The following is a 25,854-nucleotide window of genomic DNA, read 5'->3' as shown; positions in this document are numbered from 1 at the left end:
GTCGACTATTGGCCTAACAGATGGCTGATCGCGGTTTTGAGTTTCATCGGCCGCACTGGCTTGTGCATCAAGGTGTGGCCCAGCTCACGCATTTGCAGCTTCAGCTCATTGCTGTAGTTGGCGGTGATCATCAGCGCCGGCAAGGGTGAGCCGCGTCGGGCGTTGATCGTTGCCACCGCATCGACACCGTTCTGCTCATTGTCCAGGTGATAATCGGCAATCAACAGGTCGGCGTCGCAACGATAGTTCTCCACCTGCCGCGCCAGGTCCTGCTCGGATAACGCGGTGACAACCTGACAGCCCCAGCTTTCCAGCAGCGTGCGCATCCCCGCGCAAATCGCCGCGTCATTGTCCAGCACCCAGATCCGTGCCCCACGCAACCTGTCGAGCATTGGCCCGGTCATGGATAACTGGATCTGTGGTTTGGGCGCGCTGAGAGTCAGCGGCACTTCGACAGCGAACATCGAACCCTTGCCGGGGGTCGAACGGACACTGATCTTATGCCCGAGTATTCCGGCGATTTTTTCGACAATGGCCAACCCGAGCCCCAACCCGCGATCCTGATGGGGCCGTTGCACGTCGCCACGTTTGAACTCCTGAAAAATCTCCTCCAGCTTGTTCTCGGCAATCCCGATCCCCGTATCCCAGACCTCGATGGACAGGCGATGGCGATGGCGACGACAACCGAGCAGCACACGGCCGCTGGTGGTGTATCGGATGGCATTGCTCAGCAGGTTGCGCAGAATCCGCGCGAGTAACTGGATATCGCTACGTACCAGCGCCGAGCATGGCACGAACTCCAGGCGCAAACCCTCGCTGGTGGCCACTTGCGCGAACTCGACCGCCAGGTTTTCCAGCAGTTCGCTCAAGGCGAACGGCGCGATATCGGCCTTGATCACCCCGGCATCCAGCTTGGAGATGTCGACCAGTGTCCCGAGCAAATTCTCCACGTCTTCCAGCGAATTACTGACATTACGCACCAGGATTGCGTTGGCCTGTGGCTCGCGTCGCTCCAACAAGGCGCTGGTGAACAGGCGTGCGGCGTTGAGTGGCTGAAGCAGATCATGGCTGACGGCGGCCAGAAACTTGGTTTTCGACAGGTTGGCCTGCTCGGCTTCGAGCTTGGCTTCACGCAGGCGCGACTCTACCCGACTGCGCTCGTCGATCTCGCGCAGCAGTTGGCTGTTCAGGGTGGTCAGCTCGGCCGTGCGTTCGCGGACGCGCAGTTCAAGGTTCTGATACGCCTGGTGCAACGCTTCGGCGGTACGGCGCCGTTCGGTGATATCGCGGATCAACACAAAAATGCCGATCACTTCACCATTGGCCAACCGATTGGGCACATAGGAGCGCAGCATGTAGCGCTCCTGATTGTTGATGTTGATTTCGGGACATTCGAAGGTCACGCTTTCCCCCGCAAGGGCGCGTTCGACATAGGTTTCCAGACGCTGGTAGTGCTCTTCGCTATGGACCTCGCGCAAGCTCTGGCCGAGCATCACGCCACGCGGCCAGCAGTACCACTCCTCATAGACCTTGTTGGTGAACTCATAGACCAGATCGGCGTTCAGGTAAGCAATGAGCGCAGGGACATGGTCGGTGATCAAGCGAATCCAGCGTTCGCTCTCGCTGAGGGCCTCAGCATGCTGGTAGCGTTCGGTGATGTCGGTGAAGGTGTTGACGAAACCGCCGGTAGGTAATGGATGCGTGCGAATTTCCAGCACCCGACCATCGTCCAGTCGCTGCTCGCGCTCATGGATCACTCGGCCGTTGGTGTCGCGACTGGCCGGCGTCAACAGCCCCAGTTCGCTGTCGGCGATCACCTCTGAAAAAAGCCTGTGCGCGGCAATCGGAGCCAGTCCGCTCAGCTCCAGAAAGCGACGATTCCACAGTTCCAGGATCCCCTCGGCGTTGACCATCGCGACCCCCTGGGACAGGTTGTCGACGGCCCGTTGCAGCAGGTGCGATTTCTGCGCAACTGCTTGCTCGCGGCGCATGGTTTCGCTGAGCTTGACCTCGGTGATGTCGGTAAACAGGATCACCCGACCACCCTCGCGAGTCGGCCGCTCGCTGACCTGCAACCAGCGGCCATCATTCAGACGATACAGCAGGTGTTCGTCGGCGTTGTGACGTGGCTCTTCAATAAACAGCCCGGTACTGACCATCAACCGCTTGACCTCAGTCAAGCGCATGCCGCTGATGATCCGGACCCGGCTGTTGACCCAGAACGCCTTGAAGCGGCTGTTGAACAGCACGATGCGCTGGTTCTCATCGAACAGCACGAATGCATCGGAAATACTTTCAATGGCGTCGACCAAATGTTGATGGGCCGTTTCCGCCCGTAGGCGCGCATCACTGAGCAGATTATTGCTGGCCTTGAGCTCGGCCATGGCATGGTTCAACGCATCGGTACGCTCCCTGACCTGCTCGGCCAGTACCACCGAGTACTGAAAGGCCGCATAGGAATCATTGCCACCCGCGGTACCGGACTCGACCCGTTCAATCAGCGCCGCGTTGATCCGCCGCAGCTTTTGATTATCCCGCTGCAGTTGTTCGATCTGCTCAAGCAACTCAGTTGGAGATGACTGCACGGTTCCGTCCAATGGCAACGCCGGTGAAAGTCTGGTTGATGTGCATGCCATTGAACTGTTCTCCGTAGGTGTTGAAACCTATCACCCGATGCTCACGCAGGAAGTCGCCGATCTGCTGGACACTGCCATCGTCTTCCAGCTCCAGGCGCCGCAGGAAACAGTCGCAACCGATGGTCAGCAACAACGAGCCCAGGCGCTCCTGCAAACCGTCGAACAGTGCTTGCAGGTTGGGCAGCAAGGGGCCAGGCGTCATGGCCGTGAGGACGATGCCGTTCTCGACCGCACAGTAAAAGCTCAAGCTCAAGTCATGATTGACCTGTTGAATGGCCCTGACGTAGTACTGATCGTTGATACGCACAGCCAACGGGTGAGCGGCAAAAATCTGGTGATTGAGCTCCGCCACCGGCACTCCGATAATCTGTGCGTATTCCTCGGCCGCCGGCTCCGCATTGAGTTCGTAAACCCGGCGCATGCCGCTGTCGGCGCGCGTGACCACCAGCTTTTCCGCACGCGGCAAAATGTGGTGCGTCGTGAACACTTCGAAGTCCAGCCAGGTATTGACCAACAGCACCACCGCCGCGCCGCTGTGGAATTCGCCGCCGAAGTACACATGGGTATGGGTCAGGTAGTTATCGTCTCCGGCAGAACCGCCAAAGTGAGGGATATCGCCCAAGGCCGCGCTCAGCGCGGCAAGGACCATTTCCTCGCGGCTGGACAGGCCGTCGAGTAGCGTCAGGGCAAAACTGTTGCCCTTGATCGGCGCCAAGGTGTTGCTGCGACAGTCGCCGACCAGCCTCTCGACCATTTGCTGGGCGTCGATCAGGCTGAAACGCTCCATTTCGTCGATCAACTCCGCGGCAATCGAGAAATGCCGATGATCAAAACCCACCGCGGTCACGCCACCACGACTATAGCCTTCAGGGGTGATTTCCCCGGCGCTGGTACAGCCCACCACGCGGATGCCGCCAAAGCTCTGCTGCAATGCGGTGCCCAAGGCCCGCAAATCGTATTCGACCGAACAAAAGAACAGCACGAAGCCCAAATGCGGGTGCAATAGCTTCCGCGCCAGTTCCTGTGCCACCTCTTGCGCCTCGGTTGCCATCGACATCGCGCTGACTACGCCATCGGTTTGGGCCTGTTGCATCGTCGCCTCCCGCAAAGTGCGCTGTCTGATTATCCAGTCTACGAAGACTGGACCTGGGTCCGTATCCTACTTGGGTAGGGGGTAACCACTCCAATAGGATGATAGCGCGAGCCACTACGACCAAAGACCCCCATTGCGCGGACTAAAGGACCATTTAACCGCTGCTCCATCGCTCCTAGGATGAGCCCATCTTGATGAGTGCACCACTGGCCGTTCGGGCCAATAATCACAATAATGAGGGCTAGTCATGAGCAGCACGTTCTTCATTCCATCCGTAAACATGATGGGCATCGGCAGTCTCGATGAGGCTATGGATGCCATTCGCAAATATGGCTTCCGTCACGCACTTATCGTCACCGACGCCGGGCTGGCCAAAGCCGGGGTCGCGGACAAGGTCGCCAAGCTGCTGGCGGCACAGGACATCCAGGCAACCGTATTTGATGGGGCCAAGCCGAATCCGACCGTGAGCAACGTCGAAAAGGGCCTGGAGCAACTCAAGCTCAGCGGCGCCGACTTCATCATCTCCCTGGGCGGCGGCTCTCCCCATGACTGCGCCAAGGGCATCGCCTTGTGCGCCGCCAATGGTGGGCATATCAGTGACTACGAGGGCGTCGATCAGTCTGCCAAGCCACAAATGGCACTGATTGCCATCAATACCACGGCGGGCACCGCCAGTGAGATGACCCGCTTCTGCATCATCACCGACGAAACCCGCCACGTAAAAATGGCCATCGTCGACCGTAACGTGACGCCACTGCTGTCGGTTAACGATCCCTCATTGATGGCCGCCATGCCCAAAGGCCTGACCGCCGCCACCGGCATGGACGCTTTGACCCACGCCATCGAAGCTTACGTTTCAACCGCGGCCACGCCGATCACCGATGCCTGCGCGCTCAAGGCCGTGGAATTGATCTCCGCCAACCTGCGCAACGCGGTCGCCAACGGCGGCGACATGCAGGCACGGGAAAATATGGCCTACGCGCAGTTTCTCGCCGGGATGGCGTTCAACAACGCCTCCCTTGGCCACGTGCACGCCATGGCACACCAGTTGGGGGGCTTCTATGACCTGCCGCACGGTGTCTGCAACGCGATATTGCTGCCTCACGTCGAGAGCTTCAATGCCAGCGTTTGCCCGGCTCGCCTGAAGGACGTCGCCAGCGCGATGGGCTTCGATACCCAACATCTTGACCACGAGCAAGGCGCGGCAGCGGCCATTGCCGGCATCCGTAAATTGTCTTCGGACGTAGGCATTCCGAGCGGTTTGGCTGAACTGGGCGTCAAGGTGGAGGATATTCCAACGCTGGCGGCCAATGCCATGAAAGACGCCTGCGGCTTCACCAACCCCCGGACTGCCGTACAGACACAAATCGAAGAGATTTTCCACGCAGCGATGTGATGACAACGCGATGAGCGGGAAGCGAGACTTCCCGTTCATAACGCTAGCGTTTCATCCCAGGTCACGCTTGAGCTCAGCAATATGTCCAGGGCCGATTCCACAGCAACCGCCGAGCAGGCTCGCGCCCCTCTGGCGCCAGTCCCTGGCCCATGCCAGATAGCCTGAAGGACCGAGGTCCTCGCGTAACTCATCCAGACCATCGTTGGCAGTGGCTTCTTTCGGCTGGGGCGGGAACGCATTGGCGTAGGCCCCGATAGCGATGTCCGCGCCCAGACGCTCGATGGTCGATCGGGCCACATCAATGGCGGCCCCCATGACCTCTGGCTGGCTGCAGTTGAACAACAACGCTTGAACACCCGTCTTCACCACCGCCGCGGTGGCGTCGGCCACTGTTTCTCCCGAGCGCAGACGCGGTACGTCGTCGAGCTCTTCGTCCTGCAGGGTGAAAGACACCCAAAACGGCTTACCGTCGGAAGGCAGGTGCGAATGTATGGCCTGCACCTCGGCGATCGCGCTCTGGGTTTCAGCCAGCCAGAGATCCACGTGGGGGGCAAGCCCCTGGAGCAGCGGCGTGAGCACCTCCGTGACCCGCTGCGGCTGGAACAGGTCGGGCCGATAGGAGCCGAACAACGGTGGCAGTGAGCCGGCTACCTGAACCGGTCGCGCACTGGCATCCGCTGCGGTACGTGCCAGTCTGCCGGCGGTCATCGCCAGCTCGAGCCCTTCACTGGCAAAGCGCTGCTCGCCAATATGGAAAGGGACAACGGCATAGCTGTTGCTGGTGATAACCTGGGCACCGGCCTCGATAAAGGCGCTGTGAACGGCAATGACCGCCTCCGGCGCTTCGGTCAACGCCAACGCCGACCACTCCGGCTGCCGGAACGGGGCGCCACGCCGTTGCAGCTCCCGCCCCATGCCACCATCAAGAATTACCATGGATCGCTCCTTCATATAACTTTCCTATATATGCTTATGAAAAAAATTCACTATGTGCTTTTCTTTTATAACTATTAAATATCATAAATCCATTATCGCTAACTTTTTAGGTACTTTCATGCGTTTTCCTTCCCTGCTGGGTCTGGGCCTCCTGGCACTCGGTGCCACCTCTCAAGCCTTCGCGGGCGCCACTCTGGAGCGCGTGGAGTCGCGCAAGGAACTGGTCAATGTGTTGATGGAGAGCTATCCGCCGTTCTCCTTCCTCAATGAACAAAACCAGCTCGACGGCTTCGATGTGGACGTCGCCAAAGCGGTGGCGGCAAAGCTCGGCGTGAAACTGCGCCTGGAGACACCGTCCTGGGATGTCATCGCCGCTGGCCGCTGGAGCGGTCGCTACGACATCTGCATCTGTTCGATGACCCCGAGCAAGGCCCGCGCCGAGGTATTTGACTTCCCCGTGGAGTACTACGCCTCCCCTGCGGTGATCGTGGTCAATGCCAAGGATGACCGCATCCACTCGGCCAAGGACCTCGAAGGGCGTAAGGTCGGTCTTACCAGCGCCTCCAGCTACGAGAGCTACTTGAACAAGAGTCTGGTGATCGAGGGCGCCGAGGACAAGAAGATCGAATACCCCTTCGACGTCGTCCAGGCCGCCCCCTATGACACCGACAACGTTGCCTTCCAGGATTTGGGCCTGGGCGCCGGCGTGCGTCTGGATGCGATCCTGACCAACCTGGTAACCGCGCAACCGCGTCTGGAACAGGACAAACGCTTCAAGTTGGCGGGAGCACCGCTGTATGAAGAACCCAACTCGGTGGCCATCGAGAAAGGCGATCCACAGTGGGACGCCAAGGTGCGCCAAGTGTTTACCGAGCTGAAGGCCGACGGTACGCTGGCCAGGCTATCGCAGAAGTGGATCGGCGCCGACATCAGTAAATGAGTGCCCATCAACCTGCTCCCAAACCCGTCGTCGCCGCGACGGGTTCGCGCCTGTTCGGCTTTCGCACCCGCCTGTACCTGACATGGCTCGTGTTGTTCCTGCTGTTCGTGGGCTTCTTTCTCAGCTTTGACCTGAAGTTTTCGATCATCATCGAGAAATTTCCCAACCTGGCAGGCTTCAAGCTCGGCCCCAACGGTTTCCTGCAAGGCGCCGCGCTGACCTTGTTCCTGTGTCTGTGCTCAATGCTGGCCTCAGTGTTGCTGGGCTTTGCCGCAGCGTTGGCGCGGCTGTCCAACAGCGCGGTGCTGTTTGGCGTAGCCAGTTTCTACACCTCGTTCTTCCGCGGCACTCCCCTGTTGATCCAGATCCTGCTGATCTACCTGGGCTTGCCACAGTTGGGCCTGGTGCCTGGCGCGATTGTGGCGGGGATCATCGCCCTGTCGCTCAACTACGGCGCCTACCTGAGCGAAATTTTCCGCGCCGGAATCATTGGCGTGGCCGCAGGCCAGCGCCAGGCGGCACTCGCGCTGGGCATGCGCGCGGGGACAATCTTCTGGCACATCAGCCTGCCCCAGGCCATGCGTACCATCATCCCGCCCTGCGCCAATCAGTTCATCTCAATGCTCAAGGACTCCTCGCTGATCTCGGTAATGGGCGTCTGGGAAGTCATGTTCCTGGCTCAGTCCTACGGCCGCTCCAGCTATCGATACCTGGAGATGCTGACCACCGCGGCTGTCATCTACTGGGTGCTGTCGATTTCTCTGGAGCTCGTGCAAGCGCGCCTGGAAAAGCATTTCGGCAAAGGTTATCAACGCTGATGTAGACACAGCCCTGACGTCTGCGGCGGAGACAGTGGCAATGATTAGCAAACGATTATTATCCGAGGAGTAGCGCCCGCTGAAAACGCAAGGTAGCGAGGGCCGATCAGCAGATCGTTTACCCTCTGCCGACGCAGCGGGCGAGTGAAGTTACTGAGCGCTTGCGGAATAATCGAGCAATCGAATATCGGGATTAAAGGGAATTAACGATGGAAATGGATCACCTTTTTATTTGTGTGCACGATGCAGGTCGAGGCGCTGACGCTCTGCAAACCCTCGGGCTTGTTGAAGGGACGCCAAACGCACACACCGGCCAAGGCACTGCCAATAGAAGGTTCTTCTTCCAGAACGCTTTCATTGAGCTTTTATATCTTACCGATGAGTTAGCAGCTCAAAGCCAGTTAACAGCGCCGACACAACTCTTTGACCGCCTCCAATGCGCGGATGGAGTCGCCGCGCCCTTTGGAGTTTGCTTCAGACCCTCCAGCGAAGGGGAAAAGCCGCCATTTCCGGCCTGGGAGTATCGACCTGTTTACTTACCCGCCGCCCTGAAAGTCGACGTGGGACATGCGCCTGTATCCGAACCGATGTGGTTTTTTCTTTCGTTTGCCAAGCGCCCCGATGAAGCTCCGATTGAGCGGGCACAGCCGTTTGAACATCCCAACGGCTTTCGCGAGATTACATCTGTGCGAGTGACCACGCCCAACAGTCACGCTTTTTCTACCCCTGCCAACTGTGCAAACCAGCTGAACGAATTTGAAATTGTTCATAGTCACGAGCATTTGGTCGTGTTGGAAATCGATCATGGCGCAAGCGGCCAGGCACACGATTTCCGTCCTGGGCTGCCGTTGATTATGAACTGGTGATTTTTATCCGAGGGATGCCCGGCTGCCAAGGGGGCAGGCCCCCGGTCATCAACCGCACAAATTGAACGCGATGGAGATCCGCGCGCGCGCGCCTTCATAGCGCCGTACCGCATGCATCAACCAGGAGGGGAACATCAGGAAGGTACCGGTGCGGGGAACAAAGCAGCTGCTATAGCCAGCATCCAGACAGCCGCCGATACGCATGCGCAGTGCCGGGGCGAGCATCGACGGGAGCATGCCCCTGGGGTCAATGAACTCCAGTTCGCCGCCAACTGGCGAACAGGTTTCGTCAGTGCCGTCATCGACCCAATAGACCCCAGACCAAAACGCACCGGGATGGCCGTGCAGTGCATTGGAGTGACCGTGGTGATTGACGTTCGCCCAAGCGCTCAGGGTCCACTGCAGATTAGGCTCTATCAACCCATGCTCAAGGCTGTTCACCGCGGATAGTTGGTTGGCCAATGTATTGGCGAAGGCAATCAGTCGAGCCCCCGCGTCACCGGACCATGCGGCGAAATCATCATCGGACTGCCAGCCACCTTCGTTGCTGTGAACCACACTGGGGGTTTCTGCGGCGCGCTGCAGTATTGTCGTCCGTAACTCATCGTTCAGCGCCGGAAAGTCCGGGTACTCCAGGCTGGCTAACGGCGTGCTGAACAGTCGAGTGATCTTGATCGACTGTTCAAGCTGTTCCGGGGTCATGGGGGAGATCGACATGGTGCAGTGCCTTTTAAAAAAATCGTGCGTGCCAGCAGTGCAATACGCAGCGCATCATAATTAGAAAAGGGCGATGAAAGATGTCGAAACTGTTTGTAAGTTGTAACGTATAGCCTACGTGGTAGATCGACCGAACCTTGTCCTCGCCAGGGCATACCACCTCATCCCGTACCCTTGCCGCGTAACATCCGGCATTATTTTTCGCTTGATAAAGCAGACAGCACCAGCTAAAGCACCTCCACTCAAGCGGTTTTTTCCGATATTTATCGCTTAAATTCGCAATTTATATAGTGAAATCCCCTACAACCAGCTTTTTATACTGCGCGTCCCGCTGATCTCGCAGGTTTTTGCCCTGCCAGACGGGCCGGCCCATAAGGTCGACCCGGTTGAGTAAGTACAGGCCATCCGCCGGTACCTGCCCTGCTCGGTGGTTCATATCCAATAACAAGATGAGGTTGTATCTCTATGCGCGCAGACAACCATCTGCCTCACGGCGAGACCGCTCAAGGCGGTCCACTCAAACGCGAACTGGGCGAACGGCATATTCGTTTGATGGCCCTCGGCGCCTGTATCGGTGTCGGGCTATTCCTCGGCTCGGCCAAGGCCATTCAAATGGCCGGTCCGGCCATCATGCTGTCCTATATCATCGGCGGCCTGGCGGTTCTGGTGATCATGCGCGCCCTTGGTGAAATGGCTGTTCATAACCCTGTCGCCGGCTCTTTCAGCCGCTATGCACAAGATTACCTGGGCCCATTGGCGGGCTTTCTGACCGGCTGGAACTACTGGTTCCTGTGGCTGGTGACCTGCGTGGCGGAAATCACCGCGGTGGCGGTGTACATGGGCGTCTGGTTCCCCGATGTACCGCGCTGGATCTGGGCCCTGGCCGCCCTGATAAGCATGGGCACGGTCAACCTGATCGCGGTGAAAGCCTTCGGCGAGTTCGAGTTCTGGTTCGCCCTGATCAAGATCGTCACCATCATCGCGATGGTGCTCGGTGGGATCGGTGTGATCGCTTTTGGTTTCGGCAACGATGGCGTGGCACTGGGGATCTCCAACCTGTGGAGCAATGGCGGCTTTATGCCGCACGGCGTCACTGGCGTGCTGATGTCGCTGCAAATGGTGATGTTCGCCTACCTCGGCGTGGAAATGATCGGCCTGACCGCCGGGGAAGCGCGCAACCCGGAGAAGACCATTCCCCATGCTATCGGCTCGGTGTTCTGGCGCATCCTGCTGTTCTATGTGGGGGCCTTGTTCGTCATCCTGTCGATCTATCCGTGGGGCGATATCGGTACCCAGGGCAGCCCGTTCGTCATGACCTTCGAGCGTCTTGGCATCAAGACCGCCGCCGGCATCATCAACTTCGTGGTGATCACCGCGGCCTTGTCGTCCTGCAACGGCGGCATCTTCAGCACCGGGCGCATGCTCTACAGCCTGGCACAGAACGGCCAGGCGCCGAAAACCTTCGCCAAGACCGCCAGCAACGGCGTGCCACGCAACGCCCTGCTGTTGTCCATCGCGGCTTTGCTGCTCGGCGTGCTGTTGAACTACCTGGTACCGGAAAAAGTGTTCGTCTGGGTCACCTCGATTGCCACCTTTGGCGCGATCTGGACCTGGGTCATGATCCTGCTGGCCCAGCTCAGGTTTCGCAAAGGCCTGAGCGCATCGGAACGAGCCGGCCTGAAATACCGCATGTGGCTGTACCCGATCAGCTCCTACCTGGCGTTGGCGTTCCTGGTGCTGGTGGCGGGCCTGATGGCCTACTTCCCGGAAACCCGCGTGGCGCTGTATATCGGGCCCGCGTTCCTGGTGTTGCTGACGGTGCTGTTCCATGTGTTCAAGCTACAACCGGTCAATGCCGCGCAAGGTGCGCACTCAATCTTGAACTGATCGTCTGAAATACGCGCCCCAGAGCCCGGCAGCACTGACCCTGGGGTGCCAATTCTGCTGAACGTCGTCGCACGTTAATACCTCTGACTAAGTGCCGCATGTCGTCGCTGGAACACGATATTCCCTTGGCATCAGCGCCAGCAGCAATCCCAGCACACCGCATGCCAGCAAGGTCAAGCCCAACGCCTGGGACCACGCAGCCAACAGCATCCCCACGCCCATCAGCAGGTAATACAACAAGCCGAACAGTGCGCCGGCGGTGCCCAATCGATCGCCATAGTTCGACAGGGCCGAGCCAAGGATATTCGGGATCGCCATGCCAAAAGCCAGCACCACCAGCAGCATCGCCAACACAAACAGCACACTGTCCTGCATCAGCCATACACCAATGCCTCCCAGCAAGCCTGACAGCGCGGCCACGCGAATTAACCGGGCGCAGGTAAATCCCCGGCGCAACAGGCGCTTGTTGAACCAGGTGCCAAGGCCCGCCCCCAGGGCCAGAATGGCGTTGAGCTGCGCACGGCAATCAAAGATCAGGAAAGCGCATTGAACAAAATGGGGGAGAAACCTGACAATGCTATCCAGCTATTCACCCTACAACCAGGAACTGCAATGTCCACACTCCGTTTTCGTCATGCCACTTTGTCAGACGCTTCGCGCTGCTATCAAATCGAGTCTTGCGCATACGAAGGTGACGAAGCCGCGACTCAGGAGAAGATTTCCACGCGCATCGCCCAGTACCCACAGGGTTTTCTGATTCTGGAGGACGATGCTGAAGTCATCGGGTTCATCAACAGTGGCTGCGCCCACCAGGTTGTGATGTCTGATGAAGCGTTCAAGGAACTGCTGGGGCATTCAGCCGAGGCGCCCAATGTCGTGATCATGTCCGTGGTGCTTGATCCGGCACAGCAGGGTAAAGGCTACTCCACGCAGATGATGCGCGAGTTCGTCCAGCGCATGAAGGCGCTGGACAAAAAAACCATTCACCTGATGTGCAAGGAGCGGCACGTGGCGCTGTATCAGCGAATGGGCTACCGATACGTGCAACCCTCGCCCTCCGAGCACGGTGGAATGGCCTGGCACGAGATGGTCATGGAGCTCTAACGCCTGTTTACCGAGCTCTGCGCTCGCCTCGGATGAAATCAGAACCGCGGCTTGAGCGCTTTCCAGTCCGGCTTGTAACGCCGCATCTGTTTCACGTCATCGCGCTGGCGGATACCGCAGCTCAAGTACTGCTCATGCAGCTTGCCCAGTTGCTCGTGATCCAACTCAAGCCCCAAGCCGGGGGCCCGGGTAATTTTCACGCAACCGTCGACAATCGGCAGCTTGCCACCCTTGATCACCTCTTCATCCGGCTCCTGCCAGGGGTAATGCGTGTCGCAGGCGTAATCGAGGTTGGGTACCGAGGCCGCGACATGAGCCATGGCCATCAGGCTGATCCCCAGGTGCGAGTTGGAATGCATCGACACCCCCAGGCCAAAGGTCTGGCACATCTTGGCCAGCGCCTGTGTGTCACGCAGGCCGCCCCAGTAATGGTGGTCGGCGAGCACGATCTGCACGCTGTCCAAGGCCACGCTGCGCCGGAACTCAGCAAAGTCGGTGACCACCATGTTGGTCGCCAGCGGCAACCCCGTGCGCTTGTGCAGTTCGGACATGCCCTCCAGGCCCGGGGTGGGATCCTCGTAATATTGCAGATCATCGCCCAGCAGCTCGGCCATGCGAATCGAGGTTTCCAGGGACCAGTTGCCGTTCGGGTCGATTCGCAGCGGATAACCCGGGAACGCTCTTTTCAACGCCTTGATACACGCGACCTCATGTTCCGGGTCCAGCGTGCCGGCCTTGAGCTTGATGCTCTTGAAACCATAGGCTTCGATCATGCGCCGCGCCTGGGCCACGATCTGTTCTTCGTTCAGCGCCTCTCCCCAACTGTCCGGCGGGTAGGGCGAGTCGACGTGCTCGGCGTACTTGAAAAACAGATAAGCACTGAACGGAATCTCGTCGCGGATCGCGCCGCCCAGTAAATCCACCAGCGGCACATTCAATGAGTGCGCCTGCAAGTCCAGGCAGGCCACTTCAAACGCCGAATAGGCATTGCTCACCGCCTTGCTGGCATGAGAACCCGGCGCCAGCTCCGCACCGGCGAGGCTGCTGGTCTTGTTCGCCGCCACCGTGGCCTGCACCAGGCTGCGCAACTGATTGAGATTGAACGGGTCGAGGCCAATCAACTGATCTTGCAGTTGCTGCTGGATCGCCAGCGCCGGGGCATCGCCATAGCTTTCGCCCAGGCCGATGTAACCATTGTCGCTCTCGATCTCGATGATCGAACGCAGCGCAAAGGGCTCGTGAATACCGCTGGCGTTAAGTAGTGGCGGATCGCGAAAAGCGATGGGAGTGACGGTGACGCGTTTGATTTTCAAGAGCAGGCTCCCTGTGGGCCGGAGTTCAAGGCTTGATGACTGATGGAGGTTTTCGACGCCAGCTTCTCGGCGGGTTTACCGCCCTCGGGACGGAAGGTGTCGCCACGCGGTGCCGTACGGGCGAAGAAAATCACCACGGCGGCCAGCAGTGAGGTGGCGGCCAAGCCATACAGCCCACCCTCGATGGAGCCGGTGGTCTGTTCCAGGAAGCCGAATGCGGTCGGCGCCACGAAACCGCCGAGGTTGCCGATGGAGTTGATCAGGGCGATCACCGCGGCCGCGATACGAGCGTCCAGATAGCCTTGCGGAATCGGCCAGAACAACGCCGAGGCGGCCTTGAAACCGATCGCGGCAAAACAGATGGCGACGAAAGCGAAGATCGGCCCCCCGGTAGTGGACATGAACATACCGAATGCGGCGATCACCAACGTCAAGGCCACCCAGGCCTGCTGATGCTTCCATTTACTGGCCAGGGCGGCAAAGCCGTACATCGCGATAATCGAAATGATCCACGGAATCGAGTTGAAGAGACCGACCTGGAAGTCACCGATATTGCCCATTTTCTTGATCATGCTCGGCAACCAGAACGTCGCACCGTAAATGGTCAAGGCAATGGAGAAGTAGATGAAGCAGAACAAGGCGATCTGCCGATCGGCAAGCAATTTGAACATCGACGGCTTGACCGTCAGCGCGGCTTCGCGAGCCTGCTGTTCGAGTGCGATAGCGCTGATCAGCGTGGCCTTTTCCTCTGCGCTCAACCATTTTGCTTCGCGCGGATGGGACTGCAGCCAGAACCAGACAAAGCCGCAGAGCACAATGGAGGCAAAACCTTCAATCAGGAACATCCACTGCCAACCATGCAGGCTGAATCCATTGACGTTCAACAACGCTCCGGACACCGGACCGGAAATCACCGAAGCAATGGCCGAGCCGCTGAGGAAGATCGCCATGGCCTTGCCCCGCTCGCTCGACGGTAGCCATTGGGTGAAGTAGTAAATGATCCCCGGGAAAAACCCCGCTTCGGCGGCACCCAGGATGAAACGCAACACGTAGAAGCTGGTTTCGCCGCGCACAAAGGCCATGGCCATGGCCGCCGCGCCCCAGGTGAACATGATCCGCGTCAGCCAGGCGCGAGCACCGTAGCGTTGCAGCAAGATATTGGAGGGGACTTCGAATATCGCGTAACCGATGAAAAACAGCCCGGCACCCAAGCCATAGGCCGCGGCGCCAATGCCCAGGTCGGTTTCCATGTGACTACGGACGAAACCGATGTTGACCCGGTCGATGTAGTTGACGATGAACATCACCACGAACAGCGGCAGCACATGGCGTTTCACCTTGGCCGCGGCCCGGCCCAGCACATTCGGATCCGGTGGACTCTGGAGGGTATTCAAGGGCGACTCCCGATCATTGTTTTTTTAGGGACCCACCGATCATGGACGCAACGATTGATCCCGTCTAATCTAACCTGGCATTCGATTGATACCTGGATTAGATCAATGTTCGAGCTGACACAACTGCGTTGCTTTACCACCGTGGCAACCGAGCTCAATTTCCGTCGGGCCGCCGAACGGCTGAACATGACGCAACCGCCCCTCAGTCGACAGATTCAACTGCTGGAGCACCACCTGGGCGTCGAGTTGTTTACCCGCACGACCCGCAGCGTCGCCCTGACCGCTGCCGGCCGCGCATTTTTCATCGAGGCCCAGAACCTGCTGGAGCGTGCCCAGCAAGCCGCGGTAAGCGCCCGGCGCTTCGCCGAAGGGGACATCGGTTCGGTCAACATCAGCTTCGTCGGCAGTGCGGTGTACGAGTTCCTGCCCAAGGTCATTGCTGAAGCGCGGCTCAAACAGCCGCAGGTCAAAATCGAGCTGTCGGAGATGAACACCTACCAACAGCACGAAGCCCTGCGCGCTCGCCGCATTGACCTGGGCATCGTCCGCGCGCCTTTACTGGAACCGGGCTATGCCACCGAATGCCTGGTGCGTGAGCCGTTCGTGCTGGCCATCCCCAACAGTCACCCGCTGGCCAGCGCTGAAACCGTGTCCGTCCAGGACCTCGATGCGCAACCCTTTCTCATGTACTCCCACTCGGCCTACCCGCCGTTCAATGAACTGCTGACCGGCATGCTCCGCTCGGCCCGCGTCGCCCCGCAATACGTGCAATGGCTCGGTTCTTCGTTGACCATCCTGGCTCTGGTCAACGCCGGAATGGGATTGGCCCTGGTCCCTCGCTGCGCTACCAGTGTCGTGTTCAAGAACGTAGTGTTTCGCACTATCGATTTGGGCGAAGGCGTACAAAGCGAGCTGCATTTGATCTGGCGCGAAAATAACGACAACCCGGCATTTGCGATGCTGTTGGAAGGGATTAGAAAAGCAGTACGCGGTGGTTGGGGAATCTGAAATCCGAGTCAAGTCGCGCCCACCGATGACGATAACAGACAACTGTACCGTCAACGCCACCGCCCAGGATGCCTCGGTCGGCGATCAGAAGTTCGCCGGCGTGTTGGCGCTGATGATCTCGGCTTCATCCTGGCCGATATTGCGAAAGCTATGTGGCAACGTCGTCGGGAAGTAATACCCGTCCCCCGCTGTCAGCACGCTGATCTGTCCGCCAACGGTCAGTTCAATGGTGCCACGCGTCACCAAACCGCATTCTTCTCCTTCTGTATGCACGATCGGTTCCGCCCCCGAGCCTGCCCCGGGAGCGTACTGCTCGCGCAACATTCGCATTTGCCGGCCAGATAACGGAGCGCCGACCAGCAGCAGCCTTAATCCATCACGCCCCAAATCAGGTTGCTCATTGGCGCGGAAGATATAGCGCTGCTCCCTCGGAGGCTGATCGAAAGAGAAGAAGTCCGCCAAGGTCATGGGAAACCCTTCGAGGAGTTTTTTCAACGAGCTGACAGATGGGCTGACACGATTCAATTCGATCAACGAAATTGTTCCGTTGGCGACACCGCTGCGCCTTGCCAGCTCCCGCTGAGAGATCTTGTAGCTTTCTCGTACAAGCTTGAGTCGTGAACCCGTATCCATGACAGCCCTATTTCAAGAATCTGAGGGTTGTGAGGGATGGCCTGCAGATGCCTTACGAAAATATTTTCGCGCCCTCAAATGTGTCGCCTGATTAGATCATGTTTGAAGGTGCCAAACCTAGCCAACCGCATGGCTCAATCAAGCAACCGCTATCGATCGCAGGCGATTGACCGGTGCTCGTTTTTCCACCTCGCACGTCCCTGTTTTCCCCTACAGACACCTATAAACCTGTGGGTTTAAATCATCCGCCAAAGTCAAATCGATCGAATGATGCGCTGAACAACAAGCTGTTCGGCAGGGAGACCAACAGCCTCGGAGGAAAACGGGCAGCCACGGTAAAGGATATATCGTAGCCCTGAAACCGCACGATCACTCAAGAAGGAGTCTTATGCACGTGATCATTACCGCCATCGGCTCAGCCGGTGACGTTCATCCCTTTGTCGGGATCGGCCGCACGCTCGCCGCACGCGGGCATCGGATAACATTTTGCGCCAGCGCGGCATTCGCCCCGCTGATCGAACGGTGTGGCTTCAAGTTCTTGCCATTGGGTACCCGTGAGGAATATGACACGGTCATGGCCGACCCGGCGTTATGGCACCCACGGACGGCGCTTCCCACCCTGTGGAAAACCGTCGCCAGCACGTTACGCGAACAGTATCGGCTGCTGGAACAGGCGTGTGACGATCAGACCGTGATGCTGGGCTCCTTGTGGGCCTTTGCCGCGCGCCTGCTACAGGAAAAACACGGTATTCCACTCATTACCGCGCAAGTCTCGCCGTTCGGTTTCTGGTCGGCGGCCGCGCCCTCCACCCATCCACCCGGCACGAATTTGCCGGCCTTTTTGCCTTATCCCGTAAAGCGCACGTTGCTGAGATTCATTGAGCGCGCCTTTCTTGATCGGATCATGGCGCCGGAACTCAACAGTTTTCGCAATGAATTGGGACTGCCACCGACCAAACGCATTATCAGCCAGTGGATCGCCTCTCCGGATCGAGTATTGGGCTTGTTTCCAGACTGGCTCGCCCCTGTGCAACATGACTGGCCCGCCCAGACAGTACTGACAGGATTCCCCCTCTTCGATGAATCCAGTTTCCAGGAGACGGATGCCGAACTCGCGGACTTCTTGAACGAGGCCTCACCGGTAGTGTTTACCCCGGGTTCGACCATGGTCGACAGTGAGCGGTATTTCGCCAACGCGGTGCAAGCACTCAAGTTGATCAACCGCCGTGGAGTGTTTTTGACCAGCCAACCGGTAGACCCGACGGTGGTCACCAAAGGAAAGGTTCTGGTACGGCGCTACGTGCCGATGAGCCGCATCCTGCCGCAGAGTTCGGCACTGGTGCATCACGGTGGCGTCGGGACAACCGCACTGGCGATGGCGGCCGGGGTGCCGCAAGTCGCCACGCCTTTTGCTCACGATCAGTTCGACAACGCCGCGCGAATGGAGCGGTTGGGCTGCGGCTTGCGGGTATTCCCTCCAGCCTCCGCCGAGTCGCTGGCGACAGCGCTGGACAAAGTGTTGAACAGCCAGGAGGTACGCACCCACTGCGACCGCTATCGCACGCTGATGCCCAGCGGTGAATCGGCGCGTGAAGCCGCAGCGCTGCAAGTTGAAGCACTCGCCTCGCGCTGACACATAGCGCAAAACCTCATCAGGGATGATCAGTGACAGAAAGTGAACGGCCAGCCCGTCCCCTTTCTGTCAACTTTCGAAAAGGACGACGAACATGCGCAACAACACAATGACTCTGGTCACGCCCTCTTCGAGTGGAGAGCCGCTGCCTTACCCGCTTACCGCGCCACAATTGGATATCTGGCTGGACCAGACGCTGCATGGCGACAGCCCTTTGTACAACATCGGTGGCTATGCCCGAATCAACGGCGCGGTCGATGCCGCACGGTTGCAACAGGCTATCGATCAGGTCGTCAGGCGCCACGACGCCCTACGTATCCAGTTGCAGCCCGGATCGCCCGAACATCCCCTACCGCGTCAACGCTTCCTGGAGTCGGTCAGCGTGCCGCTGGCCTTGCACGATGTGTCAGGGCATGAGGATCCAGAGGCCGCCGCGCTGGCCTTGATGCAAGAAAACTTGCAAACCCCGTTTTCCCTTGACGGCGGCGTGCTGTTTCGCATGGGCCTGCTCAAGGTTCGGGAAGGGCTTTATTACCACTTTGCCAATTGTCATCACCTGATTGCCGACGGCTGGGCCTTCGCCATGATCGGCCGGGCGGTCAGCGAGGCCTATACCGCGCTACAACACCCAGCGAAAAGCACGGCCGGCGCACCGACTTATCAGGCCTATGTCGAGCAGCAAAAGACCGACAAAGACTCGCCGTCCTTTCAGCGCCAACGTCAATACTGGCTGGATAAATATCGCACGCTGCCCGAGCCGCTGCTCGCGCCCCGCTATGAAAGCCGCTTCGGGCAGCGCCTGGCCCCCAGCCAGAACCATGCCTGGCGCCTGCCACGCGCGCTTTACAATCGCCTCGGCGAACTGGCGAAAGCCTCCAGTCAGGCGACGGTCTTCCATGTGATGCTAGGGGCGCTGTACAGCTATTTTACCCGCGTGAGCCAACGTGATGAGCTGGTGATCGGCCTGCCCATCCTCAATCGCGCCAACGCCGCGCACAAGGCCACGCTGGGTTTGTTCGTCGGCATGAGCCCGGCGCGTTTCAGCCTGGGGACCGACCTGGGCTTCAGCGAGCTGGTCAGAAAAATCGCCCTGACGCTCAAGCAGGACTACCGTTATCAGCGCTTTCCGTTGAGCGAGCTCAATCGTGAACTCGGCTTGCAGAACCTGGGTCGACGGCAGTTGTTCGACCTGGTGCTGTCCTACGAACTCGACCATGACACCCGGTACGGTCCGGCGCCCGCGCAGCCGGTCAAACTCAGCAATGGATACGAACAACAGCCACTGGCGCTACATGTGCGTGAGGCCGCGCCGGACGACGATGTGTGGATGCACTTCATCTACAACGAGGCCTATTTCGAAGCCGAGCAGATCGAGGCGCTGCAACAGCGCTTCATGAGCATCCTGCAGAGTGTCGTCGCTGATTTTGACGTATCGGTCAAAACCCTTGACCTTATGCCGGCCATTGAGCGCCAGCAAATGCTCGATGAGTGGAATCGCACCGAGGTCGACTACCCCAAGGAGCCGCTGCTTCATCAGTTGATCGAGCACCAGGCCGCCGCTCGCCCCGAAGCGATAGCCGTGCGCTTCGAGGAGCAAACGCTGAGCTATGGCGAACTGAACCGCCAGGCCAATCAGTTGGCCCACACCCTGATCGAAGCGGGTATCCGCCCGGACGCTCGAGTCGCCCTCTGCGTGGAGCGCAGCCTGGAAATGGTCGTGGCGCTGTTGGGCATTCTTAAAGCAGGCGCCGCCTACGTGCCAATGGACCCTGGTTATCCAGCCGAGCGGCTGCGCCACATGTTGAGCGACAGCGCGCCAGGCGTCCTGATCACCACCCATGCGTTACTGACGAAACTGCCCACGGTGACGGCGCCCGTGTTGTGCCTGGATACCGACCATGAGCGCCTGTCCCGGCAACCGCAACACAATCCAGATGCCACCGCGCTCGGACTGACGCCCCAGCACCTCGCTTATGTGATTTACACTTCCGGCTCCACCGGCTTGCCCAAAGGCGTCATGAACCAGCATGACGGCGTCGTCAACCGATTGCTCTGGGCCCGTGATACTTATGCGGTCGATGAACACAGCCGCATCCTGCAGAAAACCCCGTTCAGTTTCGATGTGTCCGTCTGGGAGTTTTTCCTGCCGCTGCTCAGCGGCGCGCAACTGGTGGTCGCCGCCCCGGGCGGGCATCAGGATCCGCGCTATTTGATGGATATCATGGCGAGCGCCGGCATTACGCTGTTGCATTTCGTCCCGTCGATGTTGCAGCTGTTTCTCGACCAGGCAGAGCCGCAACGCTTGCCCGATTTGACGCAGGTACTGTGCAGTGGCGAAGCCTTGCCTTACGCCTTGCAGCAACGGTTTTTCGAGCGCTTGCCGAAGGTGCGGCTGCACAACCTCTATGGTCCCACCGAAGCGGCTATCGACGTCACGTCCTGGCAGTGCCGCCCGGACCTGCACCAAGGCATCGTGCCAATCGGCAAGCCGATCGCCAATACTCAACTGCATATCCTCGACGCGAACCTGCAACTGCTTCCGCCAGGGCTCGCCGGGGAGCTGCACATCGGTGGCATCGGTGTCGCGCGCGGTTACTTGAATCGCCCGGAGCTGACAGCCGAGCGCTTTATCCGCGATCCCTTCCAGGCGGCCCCCCAGGCGCGGCTGTACAAGACCGGCGATCTGGGGCGCTGGTTGCCCGATGGCAGCATCGAGTACCTGGGTCGCAACGATTTCCAAGTAAAGATTCGTGGCCTGCGCATCGAACTCGGCGAGATCGAAGCGCGGCTGATCGCTTGCCCAGGCGTCAAGGACGCGGTGGTGATCGCTCGCCAGGCATCGACGGACGATACGTACCTCTGCGCCTATCTGGTGGGTGAACCGGGATGGGTACTCTCAGCACAGACGCTGCACGAAGCCTTGCGCCAGCAGGTACCCGACTACATGGTGCCCAGGCATCTGGTTCAGCTTGAGCAGTTGCCCTTGAACGTCAACGGCAAGCTGGATCGCAAGGCCCTGCCCGAGCCCGACGCGGCCCTCGCCAGTCGCGATGGAACAGCGCCGCGCACAGCCTTGGAACAGTCGCTGGCCGACCTCTGGCGGGATAACCTCAAGTGCGCCGCACTCGGCATCCACGACAACTATTTCATGCTCGGCGGCGACTCCCTCAAGGTCATTCACTTGCAGGTCAAGGCCCGTGAACAGGGGATCGCGCTGACGCTGGCACAGATTTACCAGCATCCGAGCATCGCTCAACTGGCCCAAAGCATACAGGCGCAAGAAGGTCCGTCGACGGGTCTGGCGCCCCTGGCACGCATGGCGCCTTTTGCGCAGGTGCCGGAAGCGATCCGTCTGGCCAGCGCGGGCGTGTTCGATGACGTGTTCGCGGCCTCGCAGCTGCAAGTCGGGATGATCTACCACGCGATGATGCACCCGGACTCGGCGATCTATCATGACATTTTCCGCTATCGCCTGCGCCTGCGTTGGGATGCCGCGGCCTGGGAGCGGGCTTGCCGCGCACTGATCCGGCGCCACCCGGCCTTGCGCATGTCGTTCGATGTCGGCCATGCCGAAGCTCCCATGGCCCGGGTGCACACGACGGTCGAGGCGCCCGTGCAGGTCATCGACGTCGTATCGCTCAGCCGCCACGAGCGCTCGAACGCTGTGGCCGCCTACGTGGATGAACGCAAGCGTTACCGCCAAGACTGGCAGCAGGCACCGCTGTATCAGTTCGGTGTGTTCGTCGCGGCGGATGAAATCGACCTGGTGTTCAGTTTCCAGCATGCGCTACTCGACGGTTGGAGCGTTGCCACGCTGATGCGTGACCTGATCACGCTGTACACCTCGGCACAGGGGGCCGACGCGTTGCCGGCCCTGACCACGACACCTGCCGACTTCATCAGCCTGGAACGGGAGGCCACGGCAAACGAAGCGCATGGTCGATTCTGGCGCGAATACCTGCACGAGGCCCCCGTCGCGTCCATGACCAGTTGGGTCCATGCGCTGGCCCCGGACCCAACGCCGCATCGCTCGGCCTATCGAGAAATGCCCGCGGCGGATGTGGCCCGGCTCGAGGCGTTCTGCCGTGAGCAGGACCTGCCGTTGCGCGCCGTATTACTGGCAGCTCATGGTTTCGCGCAAGCCATTCTGTCCAATCGGGAAGAGGTGCTGTGCGGCGTCATCAGTCATGGTCGGCCAGAGTTCGAGGATGCCGCCTCGGTCCTGGGCTTGTTCCTCAATACCCTGCCCGTGCGCTTCAGCACCCTGGGCCAGGATTGGCTCGAGCTGATCCGCGGGGCGATGGGCCAGGAGCAACAGCTGTTTCCCCATCGGCGCTATCCGTTCGCGCTGATTCACCGCGAAACCGCCGTCACCTTGAACGTGGTGTTCAACTATGTCGATTTTTATGTACTCAACGACATGGTCGCGCAAGGCAAGGAAATCCTCATCGACTGGGAAACCACGGAAGCCAGTAACTATGACTTGCTGACCACGATGGGCCGCCACCCCGCCAACGGTTCGCTGATGTTGAAAATGGACTACCGAACCGCACGCGTCGCGACCAGCCAGGTCGAGGCCTATGCCGATTACGTGCTACGCACGCTGCAATTGATGATCGCCGCGCCCCACGCCACGCCACGGATACCGGCCTGGCTGCCGAGCCTTGGGCGAAACACGCCAACGTCGACCAGCATGGCGCCCCGGCACAATCTTTCGACCTTGTTACTGGAGAGCTTCGCCCGCCATGGCGAGCAGATCGCGATCAGTTTCGAGCAGACCCGGCTGTCCTACCGCCAACTGGCCAACGCCAGCGCGCAACTGGTGAGTTGGCTGCGCCAGCACGGTATCGGTCAGGGCGATCGGGTCGCCATCATGATGCCGCGCTCGCCCGACCTGATCGTCGCGCTGCTTGGCGTGATCCAGGCCGGTGCCGCGTATGTACCGATTGACCTGAGCTACCCGGAGGACCGCATCCGGCTGATTCTCGAGGATTCGCAGCCGCGCCTGGTGCTGTTCGCCGATGCGTCCGCGAGCCTGGTGACGGCACTGGCCGACACGACGGACAAGCGTCACTGGGATAGCGTGGTCGCCGAGTTCGGCGACAACCTGCCGCGCAGTCATGATCTGGTCGCCGCGATTGCCGCCGAAGTGGTCGGCGAAGATAACGCGTACCTGCTCTATACCTCGGGTTCGTCCGGACGTCCTAAAGGCGTGGCAATGCCGCACCAGGCATTGACCAATATGATCCGTTGGCAGAACCGCCGGCAGGAAGCAGACGCCCGCCCGGCGGCGGCACTGAAGACGCTGCAGTACTCACCCATTTCATTCGACGTATCGTTCCAGGAAATTCTCTCTACCCTGACCTGCGGCGCGCAGTTGGTGATGATCGATGAAGGGCTGCGCTATGACTTCATTCGGCTATTGAAATTTATCTGCGCACAGGACATCAATCGCCTGTTCCTGCCCTACGTTGCCTTCCAGGGGTTGGCCGAAGTCGCCCAGCAGTTGGGTATCCGGCCGGTCTCGCTGCACCAGGTCAATGTGGCCGGCGAACAGCTGAAAATCACCGCCGAAATCCGCAAGCTGATTGATGGCCTCGACGACTGTCAGGTCGAGAACCACTATGGTCCGACCGAAGCCCACGTGGTCACCAGCCTGAGACTTGACGGTGCCACGGCGAGCTGGCCGAGCATGCCACCGATCGGCACGCCGATCGACGGGGTCCGCATGCATGTCCTGGATGCGACGGGTAACGCATGCCCGGTCGGGGTCATGGGTGACCTGTTCATTGAGGGCAAGTGCCTGGCGAACGGCTACTGGAATCAGCCCGAACTGAGCGCGGAACGATTCGTCCATCGTCAGTTGGAGGGCAGTACCCGGCGCGTGTACAAGACCGGAGACATCGGGTTTTACCTGCCCTCGGGCGACCTCGTCTATCAAGGCCGCAGCGATGCACAGGTCAAAATTCGCGGTTATCGCGTCGAACTGGGCGAGATCGAAGTGGCCATGCTCGGCTCCGCTCAGTTCGGTGCCGATATTCAGCAAGTGGCGGTTATCGACAAGCTCGCAGCCGATGGCAGTCGCTATCTGGTGGGCTTCGTCCAGGTCATGCCGGACCGTCAGCTGGACCTGGATCGACTCAAGGCCGAGATGCGTCTGACACTACCCGATTACATGCTACCGAACATGCTTGTCGACATCGCGCAAATACCACTGGGTCCCACCGGCAAGATCGATCGCCAGCGTTTGCAACAGGTCGAGGTGCAAAACACCTTGCTGCGCCCCTTTACCGCGCCCAGGAATACCGTGGAAACCTTGTTACAGGCCTATTGGCAAGAAACCCTGGACCTGGAAGAGATCAGCATTCATGACAACTTCTTCGAGCTCGGCGGCAACTCGCTCAAAGCGGTCCGGCTGATTGCCATGCTGGCCAGGAACCAGGACTTCGAAGCGTCCTTGTCCGACTTCATCCAGGCCCCGACGATTGCCGAGTTCGCCAACGTCTTGCAACGCAGCGCAACTGCTCCCGCTGAAACCGGCGCGCTGGTGGACTTCAACAATGCCACGCGGGCACCAACGCTGTTCCTGGTGCACCCCATTGGTGGGCATGTGCTGTGCTACGCCGCCCTGGCCCGCGTGCTCAAGAACCAGGTTCACCTGTACGCACTGCAAGCACCGGGCACCTGGGATAGCCGTGAACCGTTGCAATCGGTGCGGGCCCAGGCGGTGCATTACGCCGATGCCATTGAACAGGTCGCGCCTCAGGGCTCGCTGAATATTGGCGGCTGGTCGTATGGCGGTGTCGTGGCATATGAGCTGGCGAGTGAGTTGAAGCGCCGCGGACGGCGTCTGAGCAATGTGTTCTTGCTGGACACCATCGTGCGCGTCAAGCAGGGCGAGGTCTCAATAGAACGCAGCGAGTTCATGAACTGGTTCATGTGGGAGTTGCTCAGCGGCGATGGCCAGGAAGAGTACGACTATCACGCCCTGGACTTCTCTTCGCTGAGCGACACCGAGGCCTTCGAGGCGATCAAACAACATGGCATCGACCAGGGCATTTTCAACGCGAGCATCACCTTGGTGGCACTCGATCAACTGTACCGGGTCTTTCGGGCCAACTGGCAATCATTGCTGGACTACCGATTCCCGCCAGAGGATTTGCCGCTCACGCTGTTCGCCGCCGATGTCGAGTTACCCGATGTGCTGCGAGCCCCCCATGAACAGGTCGGTACCGCCTTTCGCGATCCGTACCGTGGCTGGCGCTCGATTGCGCCAGAGGTGGAACGAATCGCCGTGGAGGGCGACCATTTGAGCATGATGCGCGAGCCGCATATCGAACGGGTGGGCGCCTGCATCAAGTCACGTATTGATGCGGCGCGGGTTAGAAACGTTGAAGCCATGACAACGCCCGCGTAACCGTCACGGACGGTCGCAGTGACGCAGCAGGAGTAACGGCCCTGCTTGACCCAACGCCCGGTC

The 25,854-nt window shown here is 59.6% G+C and carries 16 protein-coding genes and 1 pseudogene; 9 read left to right on the top strand and 8 right to left on the bottom strand.

The window, feature by feature from the left end:
* Window positions 1-5 precede the first annotated feature (5 nt).
* A complete protein-coding gene (gene nahK / locus PFEN_RS21860; protein ID WP_191488798.1) occupies window positions 6-2,636 on the bottom strand; it encodes a hybrid sensor histidine kinase/response regulator NahK/ErcS' in 2,631 nt (876 codons plus the stop codon).
* Window positions 2,566-3,729: a nitric oxide-sensing protein NosP gene (gene nosP, locus PFEN_RS21855; protein ID WP_191488797.1), complete on the bottom strand. Its 1,164-nt coding sequence runs from the start codon at window positions 3,727-3,729 to the stop codon at window positions 2,566-2,568. The genes nahK and nosP overlap by 71 nt, the downstream gene beginning before the upstream one ends.
* Window positions 3,730-3,976: 247 nt before the next feature.
* Between nosP and yiaY the strand changes: the two genes are divergently transcribed.
* Window positions 3,977-5,125, top strand: coding sequence for an L-threonine dehydrogenase (gene yiaY, locus PFEN_RS21850; protein WP_191488796.1), 1,149 nt, complete (start codon window positions 3,977-3,979; stop codon window positions 5,123-5,125).
* 51 nt (window positions 5,126-5,176) lie between these two features.
* On the opposite strand, the gene PFEN_RS21845 is transcribed toward yiaY, so the two are convergent.
* Window positions 5,177-6,061, bottom strand: a complete 885-nt coding sequence (locus tag PFEN_RS21845; RefSeq protein ID WP_191488795.1) for a homocysteine S-methyltransferase family protein — start codon at window positions 6,059-6,061, stop codon at window positions 5,177-5,179.
* A gap of 118 nt (window positions 6,062-6,179) precedes the next feature.
* Between PFEN_RS21845 and PFEN_RS21840 the strand changes: the two genes are divergently transcribed.
* From PFEN_RS21840 to PFEN_RS21830, 3 genes are all read left to right on the top strand, one after another.
* Entirely contained in the window at window positions 6,180-7,001 is an 822-nt protein-coding gene (locus PFEN_RS21840; protein WP_191488794.1) for an ABC transporter substrate-binding protein, read from the top strand.
* A complete protein-coding gene (locus PFEN_RS21835; RefSeq protein WP_191488793.1) occupies window positions 6,998-7,819 on the top strand; it encodes an amino acid ABC transporter permease in 822 nt (273 codons plus the stop codon). Before PFEN_RS21840 ends, PFEN_RS21835 begins: the two co-directional genes overlap by 4 nt.
* 209 nt (window positions 7,820-8,028) lie before the next feature.
* On the top strand, window positions 8,029-8,685 hold the full coding sequence (locus PFEN_RS21830; RefSeq protein WP_191488792.1) for a VOC family protein: 657 nt from the start codon (window positions 8,029-8,031) through the stop codon (window positions 8,683-8,685).
* Between the two features lie 48 nt (window positions 8,686-8,733).
* Here the strand turns inward: PFEN_RS21830 and PFEN_RS21825 are convergent, their stop codons facing one another.
* Window positions 8,734-9,402: a TIGR02466 family protein gene (locus PFEN_RS21825; protein WP_224771039.1), complete on the bottom strand. Its 669-nt coding sequence runs from the start codon at window positions 9,400-9,402 to the stop codon at window positions 8,734-8,736.
* Between the two features lie 465 nt (window positions 9,403-9,867).
* Here PFEN_RS21825 and PFEN_RS21820 point away from each other — a divergent pair, with 465 nt between their 5' ends.
* Complete coding sequence (locus PFEN_RS21820) at window positions 9,868-11,289, top strand: amino acid permease (RefSeq protein ID WP_191488791.1); 1,422 nt, start codon at window positions 9,868-9,870, stop codon at window positions 11,287-11,289.
* An 87-nt stretch (window positions 11,290-11,376) separates the two neighbouring features.
* Here the strand turns inward: PFEN_RS21820 and PFEN_RS21815 are convergent.
* Window positions 11,377-11,793, bottom strand: a pseudogene (locus tag PFEN_RS21815) (MFS transporter); the annotation flags it as partial.
* Window positions 11,794-11,901: 108 nt separating this feature from the next.
* Between PFEN_RS21815 and PFEN_RS21810 the strand changes: the two are divergent.
* Window positions 11,902-12,393 (top strand): GNAT family N-acetyltransferase, encoded by a 492-nt coding sequence (locus PFEN_RS21810; protein WP_191488790.1) that lies wholly within the window; start codon window positions 11,902-11,904, stop codon window positions 12,391-12,393.
* Between the two features lie 38 nt (window positions 12,394-12,431).
* Here PFEN_RS21810 and PFEN_RS21805 read toward each other — a convergent pair whose 3' ends face one another.
* Together PFEN_RS21805 and PFEN_RS21800 are read right to left on the bottom strand one after the other, a co-directional pair.
* The gene (locus PFEN_RS21805; protein ID WP_191488789.1) at window positions 12,432-13,706 is read right to left on the bottom strand and encodes a glucarate dehydratase family protein; all 1,275 of its coding nucleotides are present in this window, start codon (window positions 13,704-13,706) and stop codon (window positions 12,432-12,434) included.
* Complete coding sequence (locus PFEN_RS21800; RefSeq protein ID WP_191488788.1) at window positions 13,703-15,100, bottom strand: MFS transporter; 1,398 nt, start codon at window positions 15,098-15,100, stop codon at window positions 13,703-13,705. The genes PFEN_RS21805 and PFEN_RS21800 overlap by 4 nt, the downstream gene beginning before the upstream one ends.
* A gap of 105 nt (window positions 15,101-15,205) precedes the next feature.
* Between PFEN_RS21800 and PFEN_RS21795 the strand changes: the two genes are divergently transcribed.
* Complete coding sequence (locus PFEN_RS21795; protein WP_191488787.1) at window positions 15,206-16,108, top strand: LysR substrate-binding domain-containing protein; 903 nt, start codon at window positions 15,206-15,208, stop codon at window positions 16,106-16,108.
* Window positions 16,109-16,192: 84 nt separating this feature from the next.
* Here the strand turns inward: PFEN_RS21795 and PFEN_RS21790 are convergent, their stop codons facing one another.
* Window positions 16,193-16,741 carry a cupin domain-containing protein gene (locus PFEN_RS21790; RefSeq protein ID WP_191488786.1) on the bottom strand — a complete coding sequence of 183 codons (549 nt, stop codon included), beginning with the start codon at window positions 16,739-16,741 and terminating at the stop codon, window positions 16,193-16,195.
* 388 nt (window positions 16,742-17,129) lie between these two features.
* On the opposite strand from PFEN_RS21790, the gene PFEN_RS21785 reads away from it, so the two are divergent.
* Both PFEN_RS21785 and PFEN_RS21780 read left to right on the top strand, forming a co-directional pair.
* Window positions 17,130-18,374 carry a glycosyltransferase gene (locus PFEN_RS21785; RefSeq protein ID WP_191488785.1) on the top strand — a complete coding sequence of 415 codons (1,245 nt, stop codon included), beginning with the start codon at window positions 17,130-17,132 and terminating at the stop codon, window positions 18,372-18,374.
* 94 nt (window positions 18,375-18,468) lie between these two features.
* The gene (locus PFEN_RS21780; RefSeq protein WP_191488784.1) at window positions 18,469-25,791 is read left to right on the top strand and encodes an amino acid adenylation domain-containing protein; all 7,323 of its coding nucleotides are present in this window, start codon (window positions 18,469-18,471) and stop codon (window positions 25,789-25,791) included.
* Window positions 25,792-25,854: the final 63 nt, after the last annotated feature.

This window comes from Pseudomonas sp. FEN, assembly GCF_904067045.1.
GTDB lineage: Bacteria > Pseudomonadota > Gammaproteobacteria > Pseudomonadales > Pseudomonadaceae > Aquipseudomonas.
The sequence above is the reverse complement of the archived record's forward strand: the minus strand, read 5'-3'. Positions and strand labels throughout refer to the sequence as shown.